The sequence below is a fragment of the Desulfomonile tiedjei DSM 6799 genome (assembly GCF_000266945.1).
In the GTDB taxonomy this organism is placed as follows: domain Bacteria; phylum Desulfobacterota; class Desulfomonilia; order Desulfomonilales; family Desulfomonilaceae; genus Desulfomonile; species Desulfomonile tiedjei.
The window spans coordinates 1,165,351-1,182,320 of the sequence record NC_018025.1; the positions used below are offsets into that span (position 1 = coordinate 1,165,351).

Annotated in this window: 16 protein-coding genes, 1 tRNA gene and 1 riboswitch; of the genes, 11 read left to right on the forward strand and 6 right to left on the reverse strand. The window is 50.0% G+C overall.

All coding sequences use genetic code 11. From position 1 onward, the window contains the following. Nucleotides 1–293: 293 nt before the first annotated feature. Together trpD and DESTI_RS04945 are read right to left on the reverse strand one after the other, a co-directional pair. Nucleotides 294–1,361: an anthranilate phosphoribosyltransferase gene (gene trpD / locus DESTI_RS04940; RefSeq protein WP_014808860.1), complete on the reverse strand. Its 1,068-nt coding sequence runs from the start codon at nucleotides 1,359–1,361 to the stop codon at nucleotides 294–296. A gap of 176 nt (nucleotides 1,362–1,537) precedes the next feature. Beyond that, a complete protein-coding gene (locus DESTI_RS04945) occupies nucleotides 1,538–2,506 on the reverse strand; it encodes an alcohol dehydrogenase catalytic domain-containing protein (protein WP_014808861.1) in 969 nt (322 codons plus the stop codon). A gap of 223 nt (nucleotides 2,507–2,729) precedes the next feature. Continuing rightward, nucleotides 2,730–2,921, reverse strand: a riboswitch (cobalamin riboswitch). 424 nt (nucleotides 2,922–3,345) lie between these two features. On the opposite strand from DESTI_RS04945, the gene DESTI_RS04955 reads away from it, so the two are divergent. The 6 genes from DESTI_RS04955 to DESTI_RS04990 all read left to right on the forward strand — a co-directional run bounded on the left by DESTI_RS04955 (nucleotide 3,346) and on the right by DESTI_RS04990 (nucleotide 11,759). Further along, entirely contained in the window at nucleotides 3,346–4,497 is a 1,152-nt protein-coding gene (locus DESTI_RS04955) for a tyrosine-type recombinase/integrase (protein ID WP_014808863.1), read from the forward strand. Further along, on the forward strand, nucleotides 4,487–5,575 hold the full coding sequence (locus DESTI_RS04960; RefSeq protein ID WP_014808864.1) for a hypothetical protein: 1,089 nt from the start codon (nucleotides 4,487–4,489) through the stop codon (nucleotides 5,573–5,575). Before DESTI_RS04955 ends, DESTI_RS04960 begins: the two co-directional genes overlap by 11 nt. Nucleotides 5,576–6,351: 776 nt before the next feature. After that, a complete protein-coding gene (locus DESTI_RS04970; protein ID WP_014808867.1) occupies nucleotides 6,352–8,805 on the forward strand; it encodes a phage/plasmid primase, P4 family in 2,454 nt (817 codons plus the stop codon). Between the two features lie 1,825 nt (nucleotides 8,806–10,630). After that, a complete protein-coding gene (locus DESTI_RS04980; protein WP_014808870.1) occupies nucleotides 10,631–11,104 on the forward strand; it encodes a hypothetical protein in 474 nt (157 codons plus the stop codon). Continuing rightward, nucleotides 11,101–11,355, forward strand: a complete 255-nt coding sequence (locus tag DESTI_RS04985; protein WP_014808871.1) for a hypothetical protein — start codon at nucleotides 11,101–11,103, stop codon at nucleotides 11,353–11,355. The genes DESTI_RS04980 and DESTI_RS04985 overlap by 4 nt, the downstream gene beginning before the upstream one ends. Nucleotides 11,356–11,510: 155 nt before the next feature. Further along, nucleotides 11,511–11,759 (forward strand): hypothetical protein, encoded by a 249-nt coding sequence (locus tag DESTI_RS04990; protein ID WP_014808872.1) that lies wholly within the window; start codon nucleotides 11,511–11,513, stop codon nucleotides 11,757–11,759. Nucleotides 11,760–12,143: 384 nt separating this feature from the next. Here the strand turns inward: DESTI_RS04990 and DESTI_RS04995 are convergent, their stop codons facing one another. Further along, the gene (locus DESTI_RS04995) at nucleotides 12,144–12,725 is read right to left on the reverse strand and encodes a hypothetical protein (protein ID WP_014808873.1); all 582 of its coding nucleotides are present in this window, start codon (nucleotides 12,723–12,725) and stop codon (nucleotides 12,144–12,146) included. Nucleotides 12,726–13,031: 306 nt separating this feature from the next. Here DESTI_RS04995 and DESTI_RS05000 point away from each other — a divergent pair, with 306 nt between their 5' ends. The 4 genes from DESTI_RS05000 (at nucleotide 13,032) to DESTI_RS05010 (ending at nucleotide 15,074) form a co-directional block, all read left to right on the forward strand. After that, nucleotides 13,032–13,718 carry a recombinase family protein gene (locus tag DESTI_RS05000; RefSeq protein WP_014808874.1) on the forward strand — a complete coding sequence of 229 codons (687 nt, stop codon included), beginning with the start codon at nucleotides 13,032–13,034 and terminating at the stop codon, nucleotides 13,716–13,718. A gap of 118 nt (nucleotides 13,719–13,836) precedes the next feature. After that, on the forward strand, nucleotides 13,837–14,394 hold the full coding sequence (locus DESTI_RS05005; protein ID WP_014808876.1) for a hypothetical protein: 558 nt from the start codon (nucleotides 13,837–13,839) through the stop codon (nucleotides 14,392–14,394). Further along, the gene (locus DESTI_RS30615; protein ID WP_157212099.1) at nucleotides 14,387–14,551 is read left to right on the forward strand and encodes a hypothetical protein; all 165 of its coding nucleotides are present in this window, start codon (nucleotides 14,387–14,389) and stop codon (nucleotides 14,549–14,551) included. The genes DESTI_RS05005 and DESTI_RS30615 overlap by 8 nt, the downstream gene beginning before the upstream one ends. After that, nucleotides 14,538–15,074 (forward strand): ERCC4 domain-containing protein, encoded by a 537-nt coding sequence (locus DESTI_RS05010; RefSeq protein WP_014808877.1) that lies wholly within the window; start codon nucleotides 14,538–14,540, stop codon nucleotides 15,072–15,074. Before DESTI_RS30615 ends, DESTI_RS05010 begins: the two co-directional genes overlap by 14 nt. 60 nt (nucleotides 15,075–15,134) lie before the next feature. On the opposite strand, the gene DESTI_RS05015 is transcribed toward DESTI_RS05010, so the two are convergent. Then, nucleotides 15,135–15,210: transfer RNA gene (locus DESTI_RS05015), tRNA-Arg, on the reverse strand. A 107-nt stretch (nucleotides 15,211–15,317) separates the two neighbouring features. Here DESTI_RS05015 and DESTI_RS05020 point away from each other — a divergent pair. Next, on the forward strand, nucleotides 15,318–15,659 hold the full coding sequence (locus DESTI_RS05020; protein ID WP_014808878.1) for a P-II family nitrogen regulator: 342 nt from the start codon (nucleotides 15,318–15,320) through the stop codon (nucleotides 15,657–15,659). A gap of 10 nt (nucleotides 15,660–15,669) precedes the next feature. Here DESTI_RS05020 and DESTI_RS05025 read toward each other — a convergent pair whose 3' ends face one another. Both DESTI_RS05025 and DESTI_RS05030 read right to left on the reverse strand, forming a co-directional pair. Further along, nucleotides 15,670–16,008 (reverse strand): hypothetical protein, encoded by a 339-nt coding sequence (locus DESTI_RS05025; RefSeq protein WP_014808879.1) that lies wholly within the window; start codon nucleotides 16,006–16,008, stop codon nucleotides 15,670–15,672. Nucleotides 16,009–16,248: 240 nt separating this feature from the next. Beyond that, nucleotides 16,249–16,926 carry a response regulator transcription factor gene (locus tag DESTI_RS05030; RefSeq protein ID WP_014808880.1) on the reverse strand — a complete coding sequence of 226 codons (678 nt, stop codon included), beginning with the start codon at nucleotides 16,924–16,926 and terminating at the stop codon, nucleotides 16,249–16,251. Nucleotides 16,927–16,970: the final 44 nt, after the last annotated feature.

Below are 16,970 nucleotides of genomic sequence, written 5' to 3' on the forward strand. Positions count from 1 at the left end.
GTTATAGTACTTTACGCAGGACTACTTTATCCGGTCAATTTGAGGAGCGGCTCGGCATCCCGCCATGGCATTTTCTCATACGGATTTGCTTTCAAAGCAGTAAAATCCGGGGACCTTTTTATAAGAAAGGTCTCCAAATCCTTCAAAAAACTTTTAGCACTCACCCAATTCCGTAGTTTTTCTATGAAAAACCACGGAATTGGGTGAATATTAAAAGTTCTTGGGAAGGGACTGGGAAACACTTCTTACAAGAAGGGTTTCCCAGATCTTCTCTCTTTGAAAGCATATTGGTCTCAGGCCGTTCCCTGGAATTCCCTGAGTTGCTGGAGTTTCTCAAGTGCCTTTCCCGAAGCCAGAGCTTGCCTCGCCATATCCGTGCCTTGCCGATAGCTTTCTGCGTAGCCTGAGATGTACAGGGCAGCTCCGGCATTCATGCAGAAGAACAGGGCTTCGGGTTCGTCGTACGCCTGAGACAGCACATGAAGAATGGCTTTTGCATTGGCCTCGGCGGTCTTGCGACTGGCAATCTTCTCAAAGGGAATTGTTTTGATGCCGAAATCCTCAGGGGTGACTTCATAGGTCTCCACGCGACCGTCCTTCAGTTCGACCACCCTTGTGGGGCCACAGGGGGAGTATTCATCCATGCCGAGACCGACGTCCATGCCTTCGGCAGTGCCGAAGGGCGATACCGCTGCGGGCATACCGATTTCCTTAAGTACCGCGATGAGCTGGTCGCAGACGTGGGGTGCATACGCTCCGATGACTATGGCGTTGTTCTGCTCACACGGACGGGTGATCGGGCCGATAATGTTGAACGCGGACGTAAATCGCATGGACCTGATCAATCGTGCCCAACCTGACTTCAGAAATGCTTCTCCGGGCAGGTAGCAGATGCCGTACTTGTCGAGACAGTCCTGTGCCTGGGACAATGGAGCATTCAGATCGATGCCCAGGATTTCGAGAATGTCCGATGCTCCGGCAACTCCGGTGACCAGACGGGCTCCTTTCTTAGCTATGGGCAACCCGCAGGCTGAAGCAATGAAAGTGGCCGGAGTAGACCCGTTGACCGTCTTCAATGAATCAGAGCCGGTGCCCACGATATCGCAGATGACGCCGCTCCGGGTAGTGTAGACCTTGGCTGTGTCGTGGCGATCGAGCGCATCCCAGGCACCTCCCAGTTCCTCGATGGTGGGGCCGCGGGAAATGTGGGCCATGAGGAATGCCCCCTGTTGAAGTTCCGGTTGTTCATTAAGAATGATCTGTCGGTACGCTTCACGGGCTTCGTCTCGGCTGAGTGTACGTCCCAGAGCAACGGCCGACGTCAGCCGTCCGAATTCCCGCAATTGCAGTTCGGTCGCCATGGTGTCTCCTTTCACAGTAGTAAAACCGGCATGACGGCAAGGAATGGCAGGACTCTCGAAAGCCCCCACATCCCAGGTCATACGGACTTTCAGTCCAGATAGTTCTCGTTAAAGCCGAAGCACTGACCTGCGGAGCCAGGTCAGTGCAGTAAGCACATCTTGAATGCAAAATGGCATCATTCGATTCGAACCAAAATCTTGAGCGCCTGACCGTCAGCGATTCGAGGGAGATGGCCGGTCACTTCTTCAAGGGTGATCTCCCCTTCTACTAAAAGCTCGATGTCCCGATCATGCTGCCTGATAATGTCGAGTGCTTCATGAAACTGTGCTCGCGTGCAACCGTACGCTCCAGTGACACGAAGTTGTCGATAGTGGATTTCGTTGACAACGTCGGAAGTGATGGTGTCCTCATGAGGCAATCCGCTGAACAGGCAGAAGCTTCCTCCCGCGCGGGTCGAACGAAGTCCCGAGAAAAGGGTGTCCGTGGCAGCACAGACATTGATCGCAGCATCAAAACCCTTGGCGGAAGGTTGGGTGCCGGCTGGGATGCCGAGGCGATCCAAATAGACCTGGCTCTGTTCAAGCCTCGCCGGTTCTTTTTCCACGACGAAAGCCCGCGCGGAAAAAGACCGAGCTGCGAGTCCCATCAAAAGACCCACAGGCCCGGCCCCGAAGACCAGTATCCGATCACCGGGCCGGGTCTGGATTTGATGCAGCGCATTGAGACAACACGCCAACGGTTCGGCCAAGCAGGCGAGCCGCAATGAGACGCCGGCAGGTACGGGAATCAGCGATTCCTTCGGCACAACCATGGCCTGCGCGAGTCCGCCGTCCCGGTTGAACCCCATAATGTGGATGTCGGGACAGAGGTTTTCCGATCCCTGGATGCAGAAACTGCAACTACCGCAGGTCGCACCGGGCCAGACGACCACTTCACGCCCGGAGGTCAGATCGATTCCAGAGACCTCATGACCCAACACCCGCGGCAAGACGAGGTCTCGTTGGCCCTTCTGCCACATCTTGGCGTCCGTGCGGCATAGTGCGCAGTAACGCACGCGGACCACGGTTTCTTCAGGAGAGGGCTCGGGCAGTGTCACCTCATCGAGCCTCAGTTCACCCACCTGGTGAAGTCGAAGTGCTTTCACATCAGAACCTTTCTAAGCAGGCGCTTTGGTCTGTAAGGCGATTCGAGACGATAGGTTTCTCCTATAGCAGATGTCAGAATTATTGCCGATTGCGAAAAGAGCTCGAAAATCGGTAGGTGCCGTGCCTCCGTGCCGGCACATATCTCTGCATTTGTCGCTGTGAACCATCACAGAAAATAAAAAGCCCTGCCGCGTTTCAGCAGCAGGGCGTTCCTTTACCATCGGTTACCCTCGTCGGAGCGCTCGTCTTCCGGCTTCCGGGTCTCTCTCCACGTGCCCTTCCCATTCGGCTGAAGCCGGACAGTGGTTTTGCACGTTTCGTCTCCGGTTACGGCGGCGGGACCGCCACGGTTTTTACCGTGTTCCGTTGGCGCCTCGACGTATGTTCTTAAAGATTCTCAGAAGAAGGGTAAGGTGTCAAGAAAAAGGTGAGACCGGACTCGCGCTGACATCATTGATCAGCCATAAATAAGGCCTGTTCTCAGGACAAGTACATATAATGGGCACAGTAGTGATTCTGAGAAAGAAAAAGGATGTAGGACAAACGGCCAATAGCTTGGTTACGATTCATCTGTGGTGCCCCCGGCAAGGATCGAACTTGCGACCTGCGGATTAGGAATCCCTTTTTACTTACCTAGACACGAAAAGACACCTATCGACTAAACATCACAATAATGGCTTGACAAGAGGACTTTAAGGGATTAGATATGTGTCCCACATAGACACAAATGCACCGCAGATTCCGCATTCATGTTGACTCTCAGTTGACTAAAATTTGAAACACGAGAATGAGGACTGAAATATTGAAAACGACAAAAGACAATTCTCGGAGAAGAGCCGTGAAGAAATTCGCGGGAGTCTACGTTACTGAAAGCGCAATGCGTCAATGGCGGGAACGGCCGGATCGATGCTATTCCGTGATGTTTCGGGACTTGGAAACAGGAAAACTAAGATTCGAGCGCTGCGGATGGGCAAGTGAAGGATGGACGCCCGAGGCCGCTCAACGCCGTCGTACGGAATTACTAGAGCAAGACCGGGTAGGAGAATACAAGTCAAAGGCGCAACGAAAGCAGGACGAGCTAACCTTTGGGAGATTCATGGAAGATCGTTTCCTTCCGTGGTCAGACGACAATACCCGGCATCCCCGTGATTATCGCGGTCTGTATAAGAATTGGCTGAAGCCTGAATTTGAGACCAAAACGCTGGGCGGAATCGATCCTCTCTCCATCGAAAGATTGCGAAAGAAGATGCGTGATGCCGGCCGGTCTGATGCACGAATCATCCATGCTCTCGGACTCCTCCGGAATGCCCTCAACAAAGCAATACAATGGCGTTTGTGGTCCGGAGAAAATCCGATCAAAGCTGTGAGGCTCCCCAAGTTGAACAATGCCCGGCAACGATTTCTCAGCACAGACGAGGCTGAACGCTTATTGACGGCTTTACGAAAGAAGAGCAAGCAAATTGAACGCATGGCAAGAATGAGCTTATACGGTGGCTTCCGACTTGGAGAACTGTTCAAGCTGACATGGGGTAACGTGGATCTGAAAAACGGAATCATCATGATCCAGGATACTAAGAATTCCGAAAGCAGGCCGATTTTTACTACCTCCAAAATTCGGGCCGTCTTGGACGAACTCACACCGGGTGAACCTGATGAATTGGTGTTCACGACAAAGCAGGGGCGCTCGATTCAATGGCTCTCCAAAACCTTCGGCGTCGTTTTACAGGAGCTTGGATTAAACCGGAACGTGACTGATCGCAGAGAAAAAGTTTGCTTTCACACGCTTCGGCACACGTTCGCAAGTTGGGCAGTTATGGCCGGAATCCCTATTTACACTCTTGCAAAGACATTAGGGCATCGAACCACGACCATGACGGTCCGGTACAGCCACCTTTCCCCGGACAGTCAAAAAACGGCTTTCGAGGCTGTGAGTCGATTTGCTGAAGAATCAAAAGGCACGGAAGCGGAGGCAGCAAACAATGACGGATGATTCACTACCCCCCGAGTGGACAAGGATAATAGAAGAGGACAAAATCAAGACCGAAATGGATTTTCGTGAAGCGAGTAAACAATATCAGCTTGGCAAATGTCCAGGTAGTTCGCGCTATTGGATAAACGGCGAGACTCTGAGAGGGCACTTTCAAGAAAACTTTCCTGACTTCAAGAACTTGAACTCTGATTTTAAGTGCTGGATTCCGCTTCAATTACCGATCTTCATGGTTGCTAACGACGGGAGCGTAAGACAGATCAATGACTATTTGAATAATGCGGCCAGCGATCATACTATTCCGAAAATGGGTAAAGCGAGCGATCCCACTCTTGACAGTGTTTTTGGTGCGGCGAATCGTGCTCTCACATGGCCTAATTTCTGGTGGTTTAAGAAGCTCGACGTAATAATTTTTGAAAAGCTGCATAGTGTTCCGAAGCCTATGTTTCCCCTTCTTTCCTTACTCTGGCTCACTGAAGACGAATTGGAAGCGCGCTGGAAAAACAAGAAAATCTCCCAAATGGTCAAAGATGGTTTAACAGCGTATACACTTTCACTAACCGGAGTTACATCCAGAAGCGAAACCACGGATGAAAACGATGAAAGAGACGAATCTCCGCTTGGGCCTAGATACAATATATGTCCTGAATTTGTTCCTCATGTCCGCAAGTATTCACCCTACATATTCAGATTGCGAGATGTGAGGAAATTCGAGCGAGAAAATTATGACCTCCTTGAGATGAAAACCAAGGACGTCTGGTCTCTGCGTGTTGCCGATTCTGTAAAATCTTGGATTCGTTTTCGACCGGATCTGCTGAACGATTGCCTAAAAGAACGACTTTACTCTCGTTGTTCAGCGCAAATCCGAGAGCCACTCTGGGGGTATTATAGCGGAGGCCCCAAGAGTAAATCGGCTAATCTTATGAAAGCACTTGCTGCAGCTGATGCATTAAGAGAACGGGACCGTCACTCCGGCGGAAGCCCAGGAAGCAAGTTCAGATGTCCATGGAGATCTTGTAAGAATATCAACTGTGCCCACATTGAAACCTCGCTGAAGCGATCATTGATGTCTCAGTCGTAACGTATCGATTTCACTATATCCATAATTTATTTTTTGATCTACTCAAAATATTTCCCCCATAATGCCAGTCCATTAAAAACCTCGCGCCTCAAAAGCGCTTGTTTTCGATCCTGCGGTGGATAGTTAACCAACTGTAATAATTGTAGATTGTCTCCAATGTCCATGAACGAAAAGGAGACAACGTGATGGAACTTGAACGATATTCGAGAGTTAAACTGGCGGAACGGTGGGGGGTGTCCCCCCGAACTATCGACCGTATGCGCATAGATGGGCGCTTGCCTTGGCTCGATCTAAGCGGGGGGAAAGGGGCAAGGCCGATTGTGCGATTTAAGCTGAGTGACATTCTGGCCTATGAGGAAAAATTCCGTCAAGCCCCCTGTGATTTGACCCCTGATCGGGGGCCGAGATGAAACTTGCCAGAAATGAAGAACCCGAGAAAGTTGGAGCTTGCCTCGGGTCCAAATCAAAACAAACATCTGATCTAACTGAGATAATAGAGCCTTACGCTACTACAGTCAATTCATTTTCTGCTTCAGGAACCTGTAACGACTCAACAGGCTGTGACTTTGTTTGTATCTGCGAAATCATCCAACAGCTTCATGTTCCTGCTAAAATTATGTGGGATACGGTCAGATACGATAAGTTTATTGCCTATTCCCTTCGCAAAACTCGCCCATGCCCGGAACATATGCGCGATTGCCCCGATTACTGGAATTTATATGGTTGCCGATATTGGCGGTGGCCGGACGTGATTGAGTGGTGGGAGGGACAGCGGAATGCTTGATCTCGCACTATATAGGACCGCATTCGACATGCCGACGGTTTTAACTCGCTTCGGAATCTCTCTCAATGGATCAAGGCACACTCCTTGCTTTCTTCACGGAGACAGGAACCCAAGCCTTAAAGTCTATCCCGATCATGTCTTTTGTTACGGATGTGGAAAACACCTGGACGTTATTGGCGCTGTCCAATACTTTCAGAATTGCGACTTCTGGGGCGCTTTGGAATGGATTGCAGCCGAGACAGGCTTACCGCAACCCCGCCGAGATCCCGAGGCGCAGAAGCGGTATGAGATCGCGAAAGGGATTTCTGATGCTTATGCGTGCGTCTTTGCGGATGCCTTGAAGAATCCGGAACGCGCCTTACTTTACCTGGAAGGCAGGGGAATCAACCGCAACATCATTGAAGGACTGGCGGGATATCTCCCGAACAATTACGAACCGCCCGACCGGGCCGCCGCGGAAAGAGCCGGGCTATACTCCCGAAACGGAAACTTCCTGTTTTCGGACCGAGTAGTCATACCGATCTATAGGCAAGGCCGCATCATAAATCTCTATGGCCGGGCCTTGGATCCGAAGCGAGAGCCAAGACACATCTATTGCGCTTCGACCGATCCCCCTCAAGAGCAAACCTTGTTCGGTCTGGACCGCTACAGGAAAGAGCAAAGATTGTTCGTAACGGAAGCGATCATTGATTGCCTCACGCTATGGACGAATGGCTATCCAGCGATATCGACTTACGGAACACAAGGGCTCACAGATCAAAGAATAGCGGCTCTCAAGAAAACCGACATACAGAAAGTGGTTCTCGTTTTCGACTCTGACGAAAACGAGAGCGGACAGAAGGGCGCATTAAAAGCCGGTGAAAAGCTTTTCCGGGCCGGGATGGACGTGGAGATTATCCCTCTACCCATCGGGTCTGGTGAAGAGAAGGTGGACGTCAACAGCTATTTCCAAAACCATACACCTGAAGACTTCGACAGACTTCCGCGCCAAGAATTCTTTGATGTCTGCTTAGCCGGGATACCCGATCAGGGAACCCCGCGAGAGAAATACCGAGCCCTTGAACCTGTTATCAAGCTTGTTGCAGATCAACCGGACTTGTTGTGGCGTGAATATGTTGACGAGATCAGCAAGCGCTTTCCAGGATACGATAAACGAAAGCTTGAGAAGGCTATCGCCGGTCTGGTCAAAGACACCTCTCTCGGAGCTTCAAAAAGAGAGAAATTCCTGCCACTGGATTACGTGGAAAAGATCCGTTCAGAAGCCCCTGTGATCTTCTTTGATGGGAGATTCTATCGGTATGAGCATGGGGTATACCGGCCTTGGTTTGAGCAGGAAATCGATCAGCAGACTATTTCTCTGTTTGGGCCTGAAGTGGAGCCAAAGCACCTCAACGCTGTCCGTGATGTCCTGGAAAGTGTTTGCTTTGTTCGGCCTGAGAAGGTCAATCCAAAAGGCTTCTTGAACCTGAAGAACGGTATCCTGAATCTCTCATCCGGCGAGTTTATGGACCATTCGCCTAAGATAATAAGCACTGTTCAGTCGGAAGCTGCTTGCGATCCTAAAGCCGAATGTCCTTTATGGCTCGAGACTATCGGGCAAATACACCCTGACCCTCAAATGCGGCATATTCACGCACAAATGTTCGGGTATTGTCTCACCCCTGACAATTCTCAGCAGAAAGGATTCATCCTCACCGGTGAAGGGGCAAACGGTAAGAGCGTTATCACGGATATTCTGGAAGCTCTCGCCGGCCGGGAAAATTGCAGCGCTCTTCACCTGTCCGACTTCAAAGAGCGGTTCCGGCTTGCTGAGCTGCAAAACAAATTGATCAACTTCACGACTGAAGTCGAAGCTAAGGGCCTTGTCAGTGATGCGCGGCTGAAGGGGGTTATTACCGGCGATCCCATTACCGCTGAGAGAAAGCAGCAAGACCCCTTCGTTTTCAGGCCCTTTGTGAAATTGGTCATCTCGTGCAATTCCCTTCCGGTCACAGCGGACAAGACGCATGGATACTTTCGCCGCTGGATCATTCTCCCTTTCAGGCAAACATTCAGTGAGAAGCTGGGGAATCTTGACCGTTCCAGAGCAAAAAGAATTATCGAGAAAGAGCTGCCGGGAGTGCTGAATTGGGCAATAGGTGGCTATAAGTCTCTTATGGACTCCGGGAATTTCAGCGAACCGACAATAAGCAAGGCAGCCCTGGAGCAATACAAGCGTGATACGGATTCGGCCATTATGTTTGTAGAGGAACGCATCCAAAAAATGTCCGGAGCGGCCACTCCGTACAAAGACATCTATGCCGCATATACATCGTGGATTAAAGCTTGTGGGCTTGAGGCGATGGGAATCATTAACTTCCGAAAGTCTCTGGAGAGGGCAGTTGAGAAAGAGGCGAGGAAGACAGACAAAGGGCTCGTCTTTGACGACCTGACAATTCGACCATAATTCCTGACGACTTGGCTGACGACTTTTAAGAGGCATGTTCCGAATATCACAAGGAAACTGATGAGATGATGACTTTGAGAGCAGCATACTCTTATCCGTTTTTATATCTCTCTTCTCTTTATTATTTCTTTTTATTTTTCTTCTTCATAAAAAAGTAAAAAAGAAAGAAAGTCATCAGTTATTTAATGATAACAGCGAAGTAGCTTTACGAACTCGTCAGAAAGTCGTCAGAAACTCAGCAGAACTCGTCAGGATGGAGCGACCATGAACCTTTATGAAGTCCTAGCCGATAATTCATCTTTCGTCCAGGCAGCAACAGCGGAATCTGCTAAGTATGAAGACTCATTCGATACAGACTCTTCACCGGATTCCGAACCCGCCTGGATACCGCCCTCATTCGAGGAAGTCGCCGCCGACCTGGGGTGTCATGACTGTGAAGCTTGCTATCGAGGATGGTGTCGGGCTGTTTCGTCCAGGGGCTTTTACAACATCAGGCTATTACGAGATTGCCCGAAATCTTAGTGTTCGAGAAAGACTTTTCCGAGACAATCGTTTTTTTGTTTTACAGGACTGCAATGAACCGGGTAATTTCCCTCTATGTATCAGTGCAAGAGCCAACCTATAACGGCGAGAAAAAACAAGCGCGTCATCGAAGAGGCAAGACGATTCATCGCGGAATGGCGAGCCGAATCGAGAGCATCAAGACCATGCGTTCGGGTAAGATTATTTGGCAGGAAGGAACGAGTTTTCATAGACGATTTTCATTATCACATCGAAAAGAAATCTCCGGCCGACATGATTGGTCGATATCGTCTCGTCCCCTGTGTGAAAGAACTTCTGAAACATTCTGAAGAAAAGCCCGTCATAAACGAGAAAGGCAATTGGGAACTCGAAGGAGTCACGCCGGACGGAAAGGTTTTTCGGGTTATAATCCGGCCGGAAAAACGGGGAGGATGTTTGCAGAGCTTTTATCCAGTTCGAAAATAAGAAAAGCCCATGTGCCCTTATGCCGTGGCTTTTGGCTCTTGGGTTGGCCGCGTCAGGCTTTTGCCCTTCGACTTACGTTACCCCTATGACGGCAAATTGTGAGGCTCGAGACCTCTACACACGGACCCTTCCCGAACAGTCGACACCCGCTGTCACTTTCAAGAAGTTGAGGGGTTCGCTGCTCACGATCTATTTTAATGAGACAACAATGCCTGTGTCAAGTTCATTCTCTTCACACCTGCCCACCCCCAGCCCTCCGGTGGCTTATGGATAAGTTGTCAAAATTATAACTACCCGCAAACGAGATACATCAGCAAAGTGGCTGCAATAGATACTTTTCGCAACATTGCCACTTTTAAAGAAAAACCCCAAAAGTGAGCAACACTTACCTAATTGAGAGAAAAGACCGGCTATTCCACCATAATGACTTATGTGATCTTTGAAGAATTGGCATGTTATCCACATAGGTTAGTTTCATTCGAGGTAAGTGGCGCTTTGCAAGATTACACGGATCTTTCCTGATGTCCTGAATAAAAAGTGGCAATGTGATTCATATGGCATGATTTTGTATTCTGATACAGTGGCAAAAATCGACCTATGAACGACATCCAAACTTAATCTTAGAAGTTCCATCTAATCGCGCGATATCTCTCCATCATCTGAAAATGATTATTATTTTCTTGACAACGATGTACCTGTAACTTTACCCTTGGGGGAATCCAGGCAAAATCTCCTTGCATCAGCCCTTCTTTCTCAGGTTAGAAAATGGATAACCCTGCCCGAGTTTCCACGCCCAGAGCAGGGTTACGCCACAAAACCAGAAATGGAGGTCTGTGACATGAGCAAAGTCTATCCGTTGGAAAAATCAGAGTCAATCGTGCTGACGGTTTGTGAGGGGAGAGTCCCCAAGCCTGCCGCCCCTTTCGGAATCCCCGCTGATATCCATGATCATTTGATGAAGATCAGCAGTCAAAACAATGCCCCCGCATGGGAGCGCTACGCGAATCCTGAAAAATACGGCGATTGGCCGGATACTGTCGAAGTGTTCAATCAGTGGTGTAAACGGCATTCAGGAATCTTTAAACTGATCGAGGCTGCGGGCCCGAGGCTGCGCTTCGCAGAATGCGATTACAGCGAAGAAAGCATGGAACTACTGGTCGGAACCCTCAACGCCATTGTCAATCAGCTCGGGCCTGCCTTTGATGATCTGAAGGATTTGATTCAATGGGCAACGGTCGCGTGGGAGCATGACCCAGCGATAACTGATTCAGTAGATCACGAGAACAACGAGAATCCAGGGGGTGAGTCATGAAGAATTCAACGGCAGATTACGATAATACTCACAAAAAATTCGCAGGGCGGCTGTTGTTGCTCCAGAGACCGGGGGAAACTCGCTCAGCTTTTTGCACACGGGCCGGAATCAAACCCGCGAGACTTCGGACATGGTTAAAGGGCGAAGGAGTTCTTTACATCCACGAAGGTGCAGAGATCGCAATGCGCCTGAATGTCTCTCCTGGTTGGCTGGTGTGCGGTGAAGGTACGGGAGGCGCATATCAGAATTGATGTGCTTCCCTCTGAAATCGGAGCGCCCGGGGTTTATCGCAGATTCCGGGTGCTCCTAAGGGGTGTAAAGAAAGTTGACACACTGTACAATATCCGACATATCGAACTGGCGGACAACAGATCACAATAACAAGCGAAAACTACGAGAGAATGCAATGCGTAATCATGTCTTCTGTTGGCTTGCCGCAATTCTCGCCGCAATGACCCTGATGAATGGATGCAGTGAAGGGGAACAATCCCCGGCCACCATTCATGAGCGACCAGTGGAACGATACAAAAGCCTGATGGAAGAATGGGACACGAAAAAGGAAAGATGGGGCGGATACCGCCTATTAGAAGAAGAGGCTGAAATGTATGAAGGGGAAGGACAGGATCTACAAGAATACGAGCCATGGCCAAAGTAATGCTTCCCCTTATGGAATAGCGTAAGCCCTCGAGCCATCAACCATAAAGTCTCAAGAAAAATGGAAAAAATTTCTGAGGGCACCCGGAGTCCCAAACATAATATATATAAGACGAAGCCGTGGGACCCTCCCCCCGGCCTGCCTCCGAAAGAGCAGAGTTAACCGCCAAGGTTAATCATATGTTCAGCATCCCCAACGGCGCGTCAGCTTTCTTCGGCACCGTGTTAATATCGCAAGGAACCGGGCAAATTTGGACGATCTCTGTCCAGACAAGGTAAGGTAGAGCGGAGCAGGAAAGCCGCTCGAATGCGCGATGATGTCTGAATATGATGGAGCCTGAATATCACTGTTTTTTGGGAAGCAGCTATTTTTGTGTACCCTTGATCATCGTCCTCTCATCCACCGCCATTGTTCAAGTTGTCTAATCCGCCGCAGGTCCTCTTCAACCTGGTTACGATGTCGATCTGCTGCAACCCCCTCAGTAAATCTGTTGAGAGCATCCTGATGAGCTTTTTGAGCGTCAACTTGATTCTTGAAAGCTTGCTGACTATTCATTTGGCGCAATTGATCGAGCATTTCCTCCCGCTGCATGAATTCCTGCATACGAGCTTTGATCTCCGCAATTTTGGCACGTGCCGCAGCTTCTGCTTGCTCGCGTTTCATTTGTTCTTCTAATTCGACTTTGGCTCTTCGTTCCTCCTCAAGCTGAATTGCTGCCTGCTTCAATCTTTCCTGCAACTTCTTCTCTTCAGCCTCTTTTCGTATCTGAGCAGCTTGCAGGGCTCTTTGTGCTTCGATCTCCTGATCTTTCTCTCGTTGAGCAGCTTCCTCTGTCTGCAACTTTGTCTTATGAGAGTCTATTGCCCGGAGAGCTTCTTGCTCAAGTTGTCTCGCTATATCATCGTCACTTGCGCAGGCAAGCCCCACACACAACACGACAAAGAGCGCAATCATAACCGTTCTCATAATCCGCCCCCGTAAGTTAATCAGGTCATTAGGTTAATATGTAAGCCGATGGAAAGGCCAGCGTCAAGAAAAAAACTGCTTGAAAGGACCCTATTTGGTGTCTGTTGCCTCCGAATCCTGGACACACTTCTAAGTGAGTCCGGTTCCCAAAATATTCCCCATATCTTCGCATAATAAAAATGGCGGTAATAGGGCGGTTAAGCACTGGTGACAGATGCGGGGAAGCCTTTGGGAAGATATTCGCAAAAAAGACTGACAGGCAAGTACTCCTATTGGTAATCTGTTCCCAAGGAAAGGGGAATTACCATGAAAGCCGTAGGATATGCCAGAGTGAGCAGTCAAGAGCAGATCGAGGGAACAAGCCTCAAAGCACAGGAAGATCAGATCCGGGCCTATGCCATGATGAAAGGACTTGATCTGATAACTGTCATGATTGACGCGGGGATCTCGGGTGGAAAGCCTCTTGCGAGCCGTCCAGAAGGTTCCCGTCTGGCTGACATGGTTAATCAGGGGGAAGTTCAGGCCGTGGTAATTACGAAGCTGGACAGGGGATTTAGGAGCGCTTCCGATTGCCTGAACAATGTCGAAGCATGGGAACAGAGGGGCGTGTCTCTGCATATCCTGAACCTCGGGGGGAGCACAATCGATACGAGCACTCCAAGCGGAAAGTTCTTTATCACGGTCATGGCGGGAGCAGCGGAGCTTGAACGCAACTTGATCCGTGAACGCTGCAATGAAGGCCGCAAGATCCGCAAAGCACAGGGCTGCCGTATTGGTGAAATCCCGTTTGGCTTTTCTCTGGCCGAAGATGGGAAGACCTTAGTAAAATGTGGGGAAGAGCAGGAAGCCATAGCTTTGGCGCTCGACTTGAAATCGCAGGGATACTCTGCTTCCGGCATAGCTGGCGAATTGAACCGGAGAGAAATCACCACAAAGAAAGGCTCACAATGGACTCACAAGCAAGTGATCCGACTGCTCCAAAGAGCGGCTTAACTCCACTATCAGAGCACCCGAAAATGGACCGGCTCGCTGACATTCTGAAAGGAATACCAGCGGATCGGAAAGAAGCTTTCGAGGAATGGCTCCAAGATGCTCATGAGGATGGTGAATCATGAACCGGGAAGAACTCACTACCAAGATCAACGAATTGAAAAGCGAACATGGCCGTGAATGGAAAACCATTGCTCAGAAGTTGAATGAGCTTGGGATTTCTACATTGAAGGGCAAGCAATGGAATGATCAAAGTGTGCGTAGTTTTTACAATAGGGCTCACAAAAGCGATCAGGTTGTATCTGAAGCAGAGACCCTTGATGATGATAGCAGTATTCAACCAACATCTTCCCAAGAGCTTCCCCAAGCGCTCCCAGAGTGGCTTGACTCTGAGGCATTTCGGGCCTTGCGTGCTGTCCTAGATTGGTGGCGTGAGCGCCAAGACGAGACCATGATCCTTCCCCCGTCCAGGCCGGTCTTTAAGGGGCCGCGCCGTAATTCGGGTTTTCACATCAATGCAGAGATTCTCAAACGGGCAACCGAGAAGCTCAAGAAGGATAAAGTCCGCACTGGCGGGAGCATGAGCCTGCTCATGGAGCTTCTACTTTGGGAATACATTGGCCGCCCAGAGGACTTGCTTGAAGACGCGGGAGAGGAGCCCACGACAGCCTATGTTTGACCATGCCTCGGATTGCCCATGCCGTCCTTGCCAGCTTGCCCGGCAATGCGATCTTGATTCTGACGCCCTGCTTCCTTCATTGGACGATCTGGATTCGTTGGCCGATGACCTGGGAGCCGTCGAGGAACTCGAGGAGCCGCACATTGAAACAGATTGATCCCCCGCCGATCCTCGTGGATACGAGAGAGCCCGTCCCGCATCCCTGGGAATCGTTTTTCAATGGGCCGGTGATCCTGGGAACTCTCCAGACAGGGGACTTCTCCCTTCCCGGATGTGGCGAGATGATATCGATTGAACGAAAGACCACGGCCGATCTGATTTCCTGCCTCTGCTCGAGCCGTGAGAGGTTCACGCGAGAATTGCAGAGAGCTTCCCGGATTCCTGATTTCATGGTGATCGTGGAAGGGACCTATGGCGAGATACTGAAAGGTGAGTATCGGAGTGGCATGAATCCCAAGAGCGCTTGGGAATCCATCATAGCATTGCAACAGCGATACCGAATCCCGTTTCTCTTCGCCGGTTCGACTGAAATAGCAGCTCGTTTGTGTGAATCGATCTTGATCCGCTGGTGGAAAGAACACGTCAAGATCCTGGAAGAGATCCGGATTGCTACAAAGAAAGCCGGTCTCATTCCTTCCGGCCGGGTCTTTGCTGAGACTAATTTTCCGCACTCATGTTGACGCTCAGTTGACTCTGACTAAAAAAGGACTCAGGGTCTGTCCTGAATCCTCAATGATGTCTGGTGCCCCCGGCAAGGATCGAACTTGCGACCTGCGGATTAGGAATCCGTCGCTCTATCCACTGAGCTACGGGGGCATCCTGCAAAAGGCAAAGCGTTTGCCGATCAGGGAAGTTTAGGGTAGAATCCCGAGAAAAGTCAACCCCCTTTTGGGAAAATAGGGGACTTGCCAAAAGAGGTCCTCATGTTTTTGATCGAGGCAATTATAAAACCTTTCAAGCTGGATGACGTCAAAGACGCTCTGGAAGAGCTGGGCGTCGGCGGTATGACATTCACGGAGATTCTTCATGCAGCTCCCCCGAAGCCGAAAGGCCGTTCTTTCGGGGAAACGTCGAAAGATGTGGATCTCCTCCCGAAGATCAAAGTAGAAGTGGTGGTGCCTGCAGAGCTTGCCGAGCGTATAATAGAGGCTCTGTGCGTTCATGGTTCGGCAGGCAGAAATGAAGACGGCAGAATAATGGTCGAGCGAGTCAACGGTGCTGTCCGAATCCGTACCGGAGAAATCGATTCGGACGCCCTCGAATGAAAATTGTCGTCTAGAGTGCTTCTACATGGCATTGATCCCCGAAGCGTTCGGCGAGTTCCCGCTGAAGTGCCTCCAGGTCTTGACGGTCTTCCACTTCTACAACGAGTTCACCATCGTCAAAGCATTTGAGACGCCCATGTGACTCGAAAACCTCCACCGCCTTGCCGGGATCGATAGTGATCCAACCTTTCATTCGCTTGACCAATTCAGCTCCAGTCAAGTCTCGTTCGATAACAAGGTCTATTTCCCTGGCTTTTCCTTTCCACCCTATTACGGCCGGTTTCACCAGCACAGGCATGACGGGATCGTGCATGGCCGAACACCGAAACCAGACTGTGGCTCTGATCATAACCGAATCTCCTGATTTTACGTTGCAATAAACGCAAGACTCACAGCCGTACAGCGCTTATACAGCTCAAAGCACTTTCATTAATGGGCCCCTTGGAAAGGCGTTTTGCGCGTACACGATTCAATGTTGTATCAGAAAATTGAATGAAAAGTCATGCGGGGAGTTTTATGCGGGAGTTAAATCCCGAGAGCGTCCATTCCATTTACATCGGCAGGGAAGGGGCACTGAGACGAATGAGTCTCAGGTCTGGAGCCTATAACCAAAACCCCGCACGGTCTCGATGCGTTTTCCTTCGGAACCGAGCTTCCTTCTCAGGCCGACTATCTGAACATCCACAGAGCGCTCGGTGACACAAATATCGCTGCCCTTAACTTCATTGAGAATCTGCTCGCGTGTTATAACCCACCCTGGATGGCGTGCTAGATAGCATAAAATTCTGAATTCGGTTCTGGTCAGTTCGACGATGCTGTTTCGAACAAAGACACGGTGACGATTGAGGTCGATAGTCAGATCGTCAAATGATAGCACTGACGCGTCATTCGTAGGGATGCTTCTCAAACGATTGATTGCCGCCAGTTTCGCACTGAATAACTCGGTACTGACCGGTTTCATCATGTAGTCGTCAACGCCTGCATCGAGACTATCTGAAACATATGCCTGATCGGACTGAGATATAAGCACCACAACGGATATGTCTCGGGTTGCCGCGTTGCTTTTCAGCCGTCGACAAAGACCCACCCCTTCGTTACTCGTAATATTTATGATTACAAAATCAGGTGATTCGACACTGGCCCGTCCGAATGCATCATCTCCATTTGTCACCGTGCTTATGTAATAGCCGTCCCCTAACAATTTCGGTAACAACGTTTCGAGAACGTCGCCTTTGCTGTCAATTATGAGAATTCGATTTCGTGACATCGATGTATGCGTCTCAATGCAATTTGTCTGCCAGCCGCGATCTT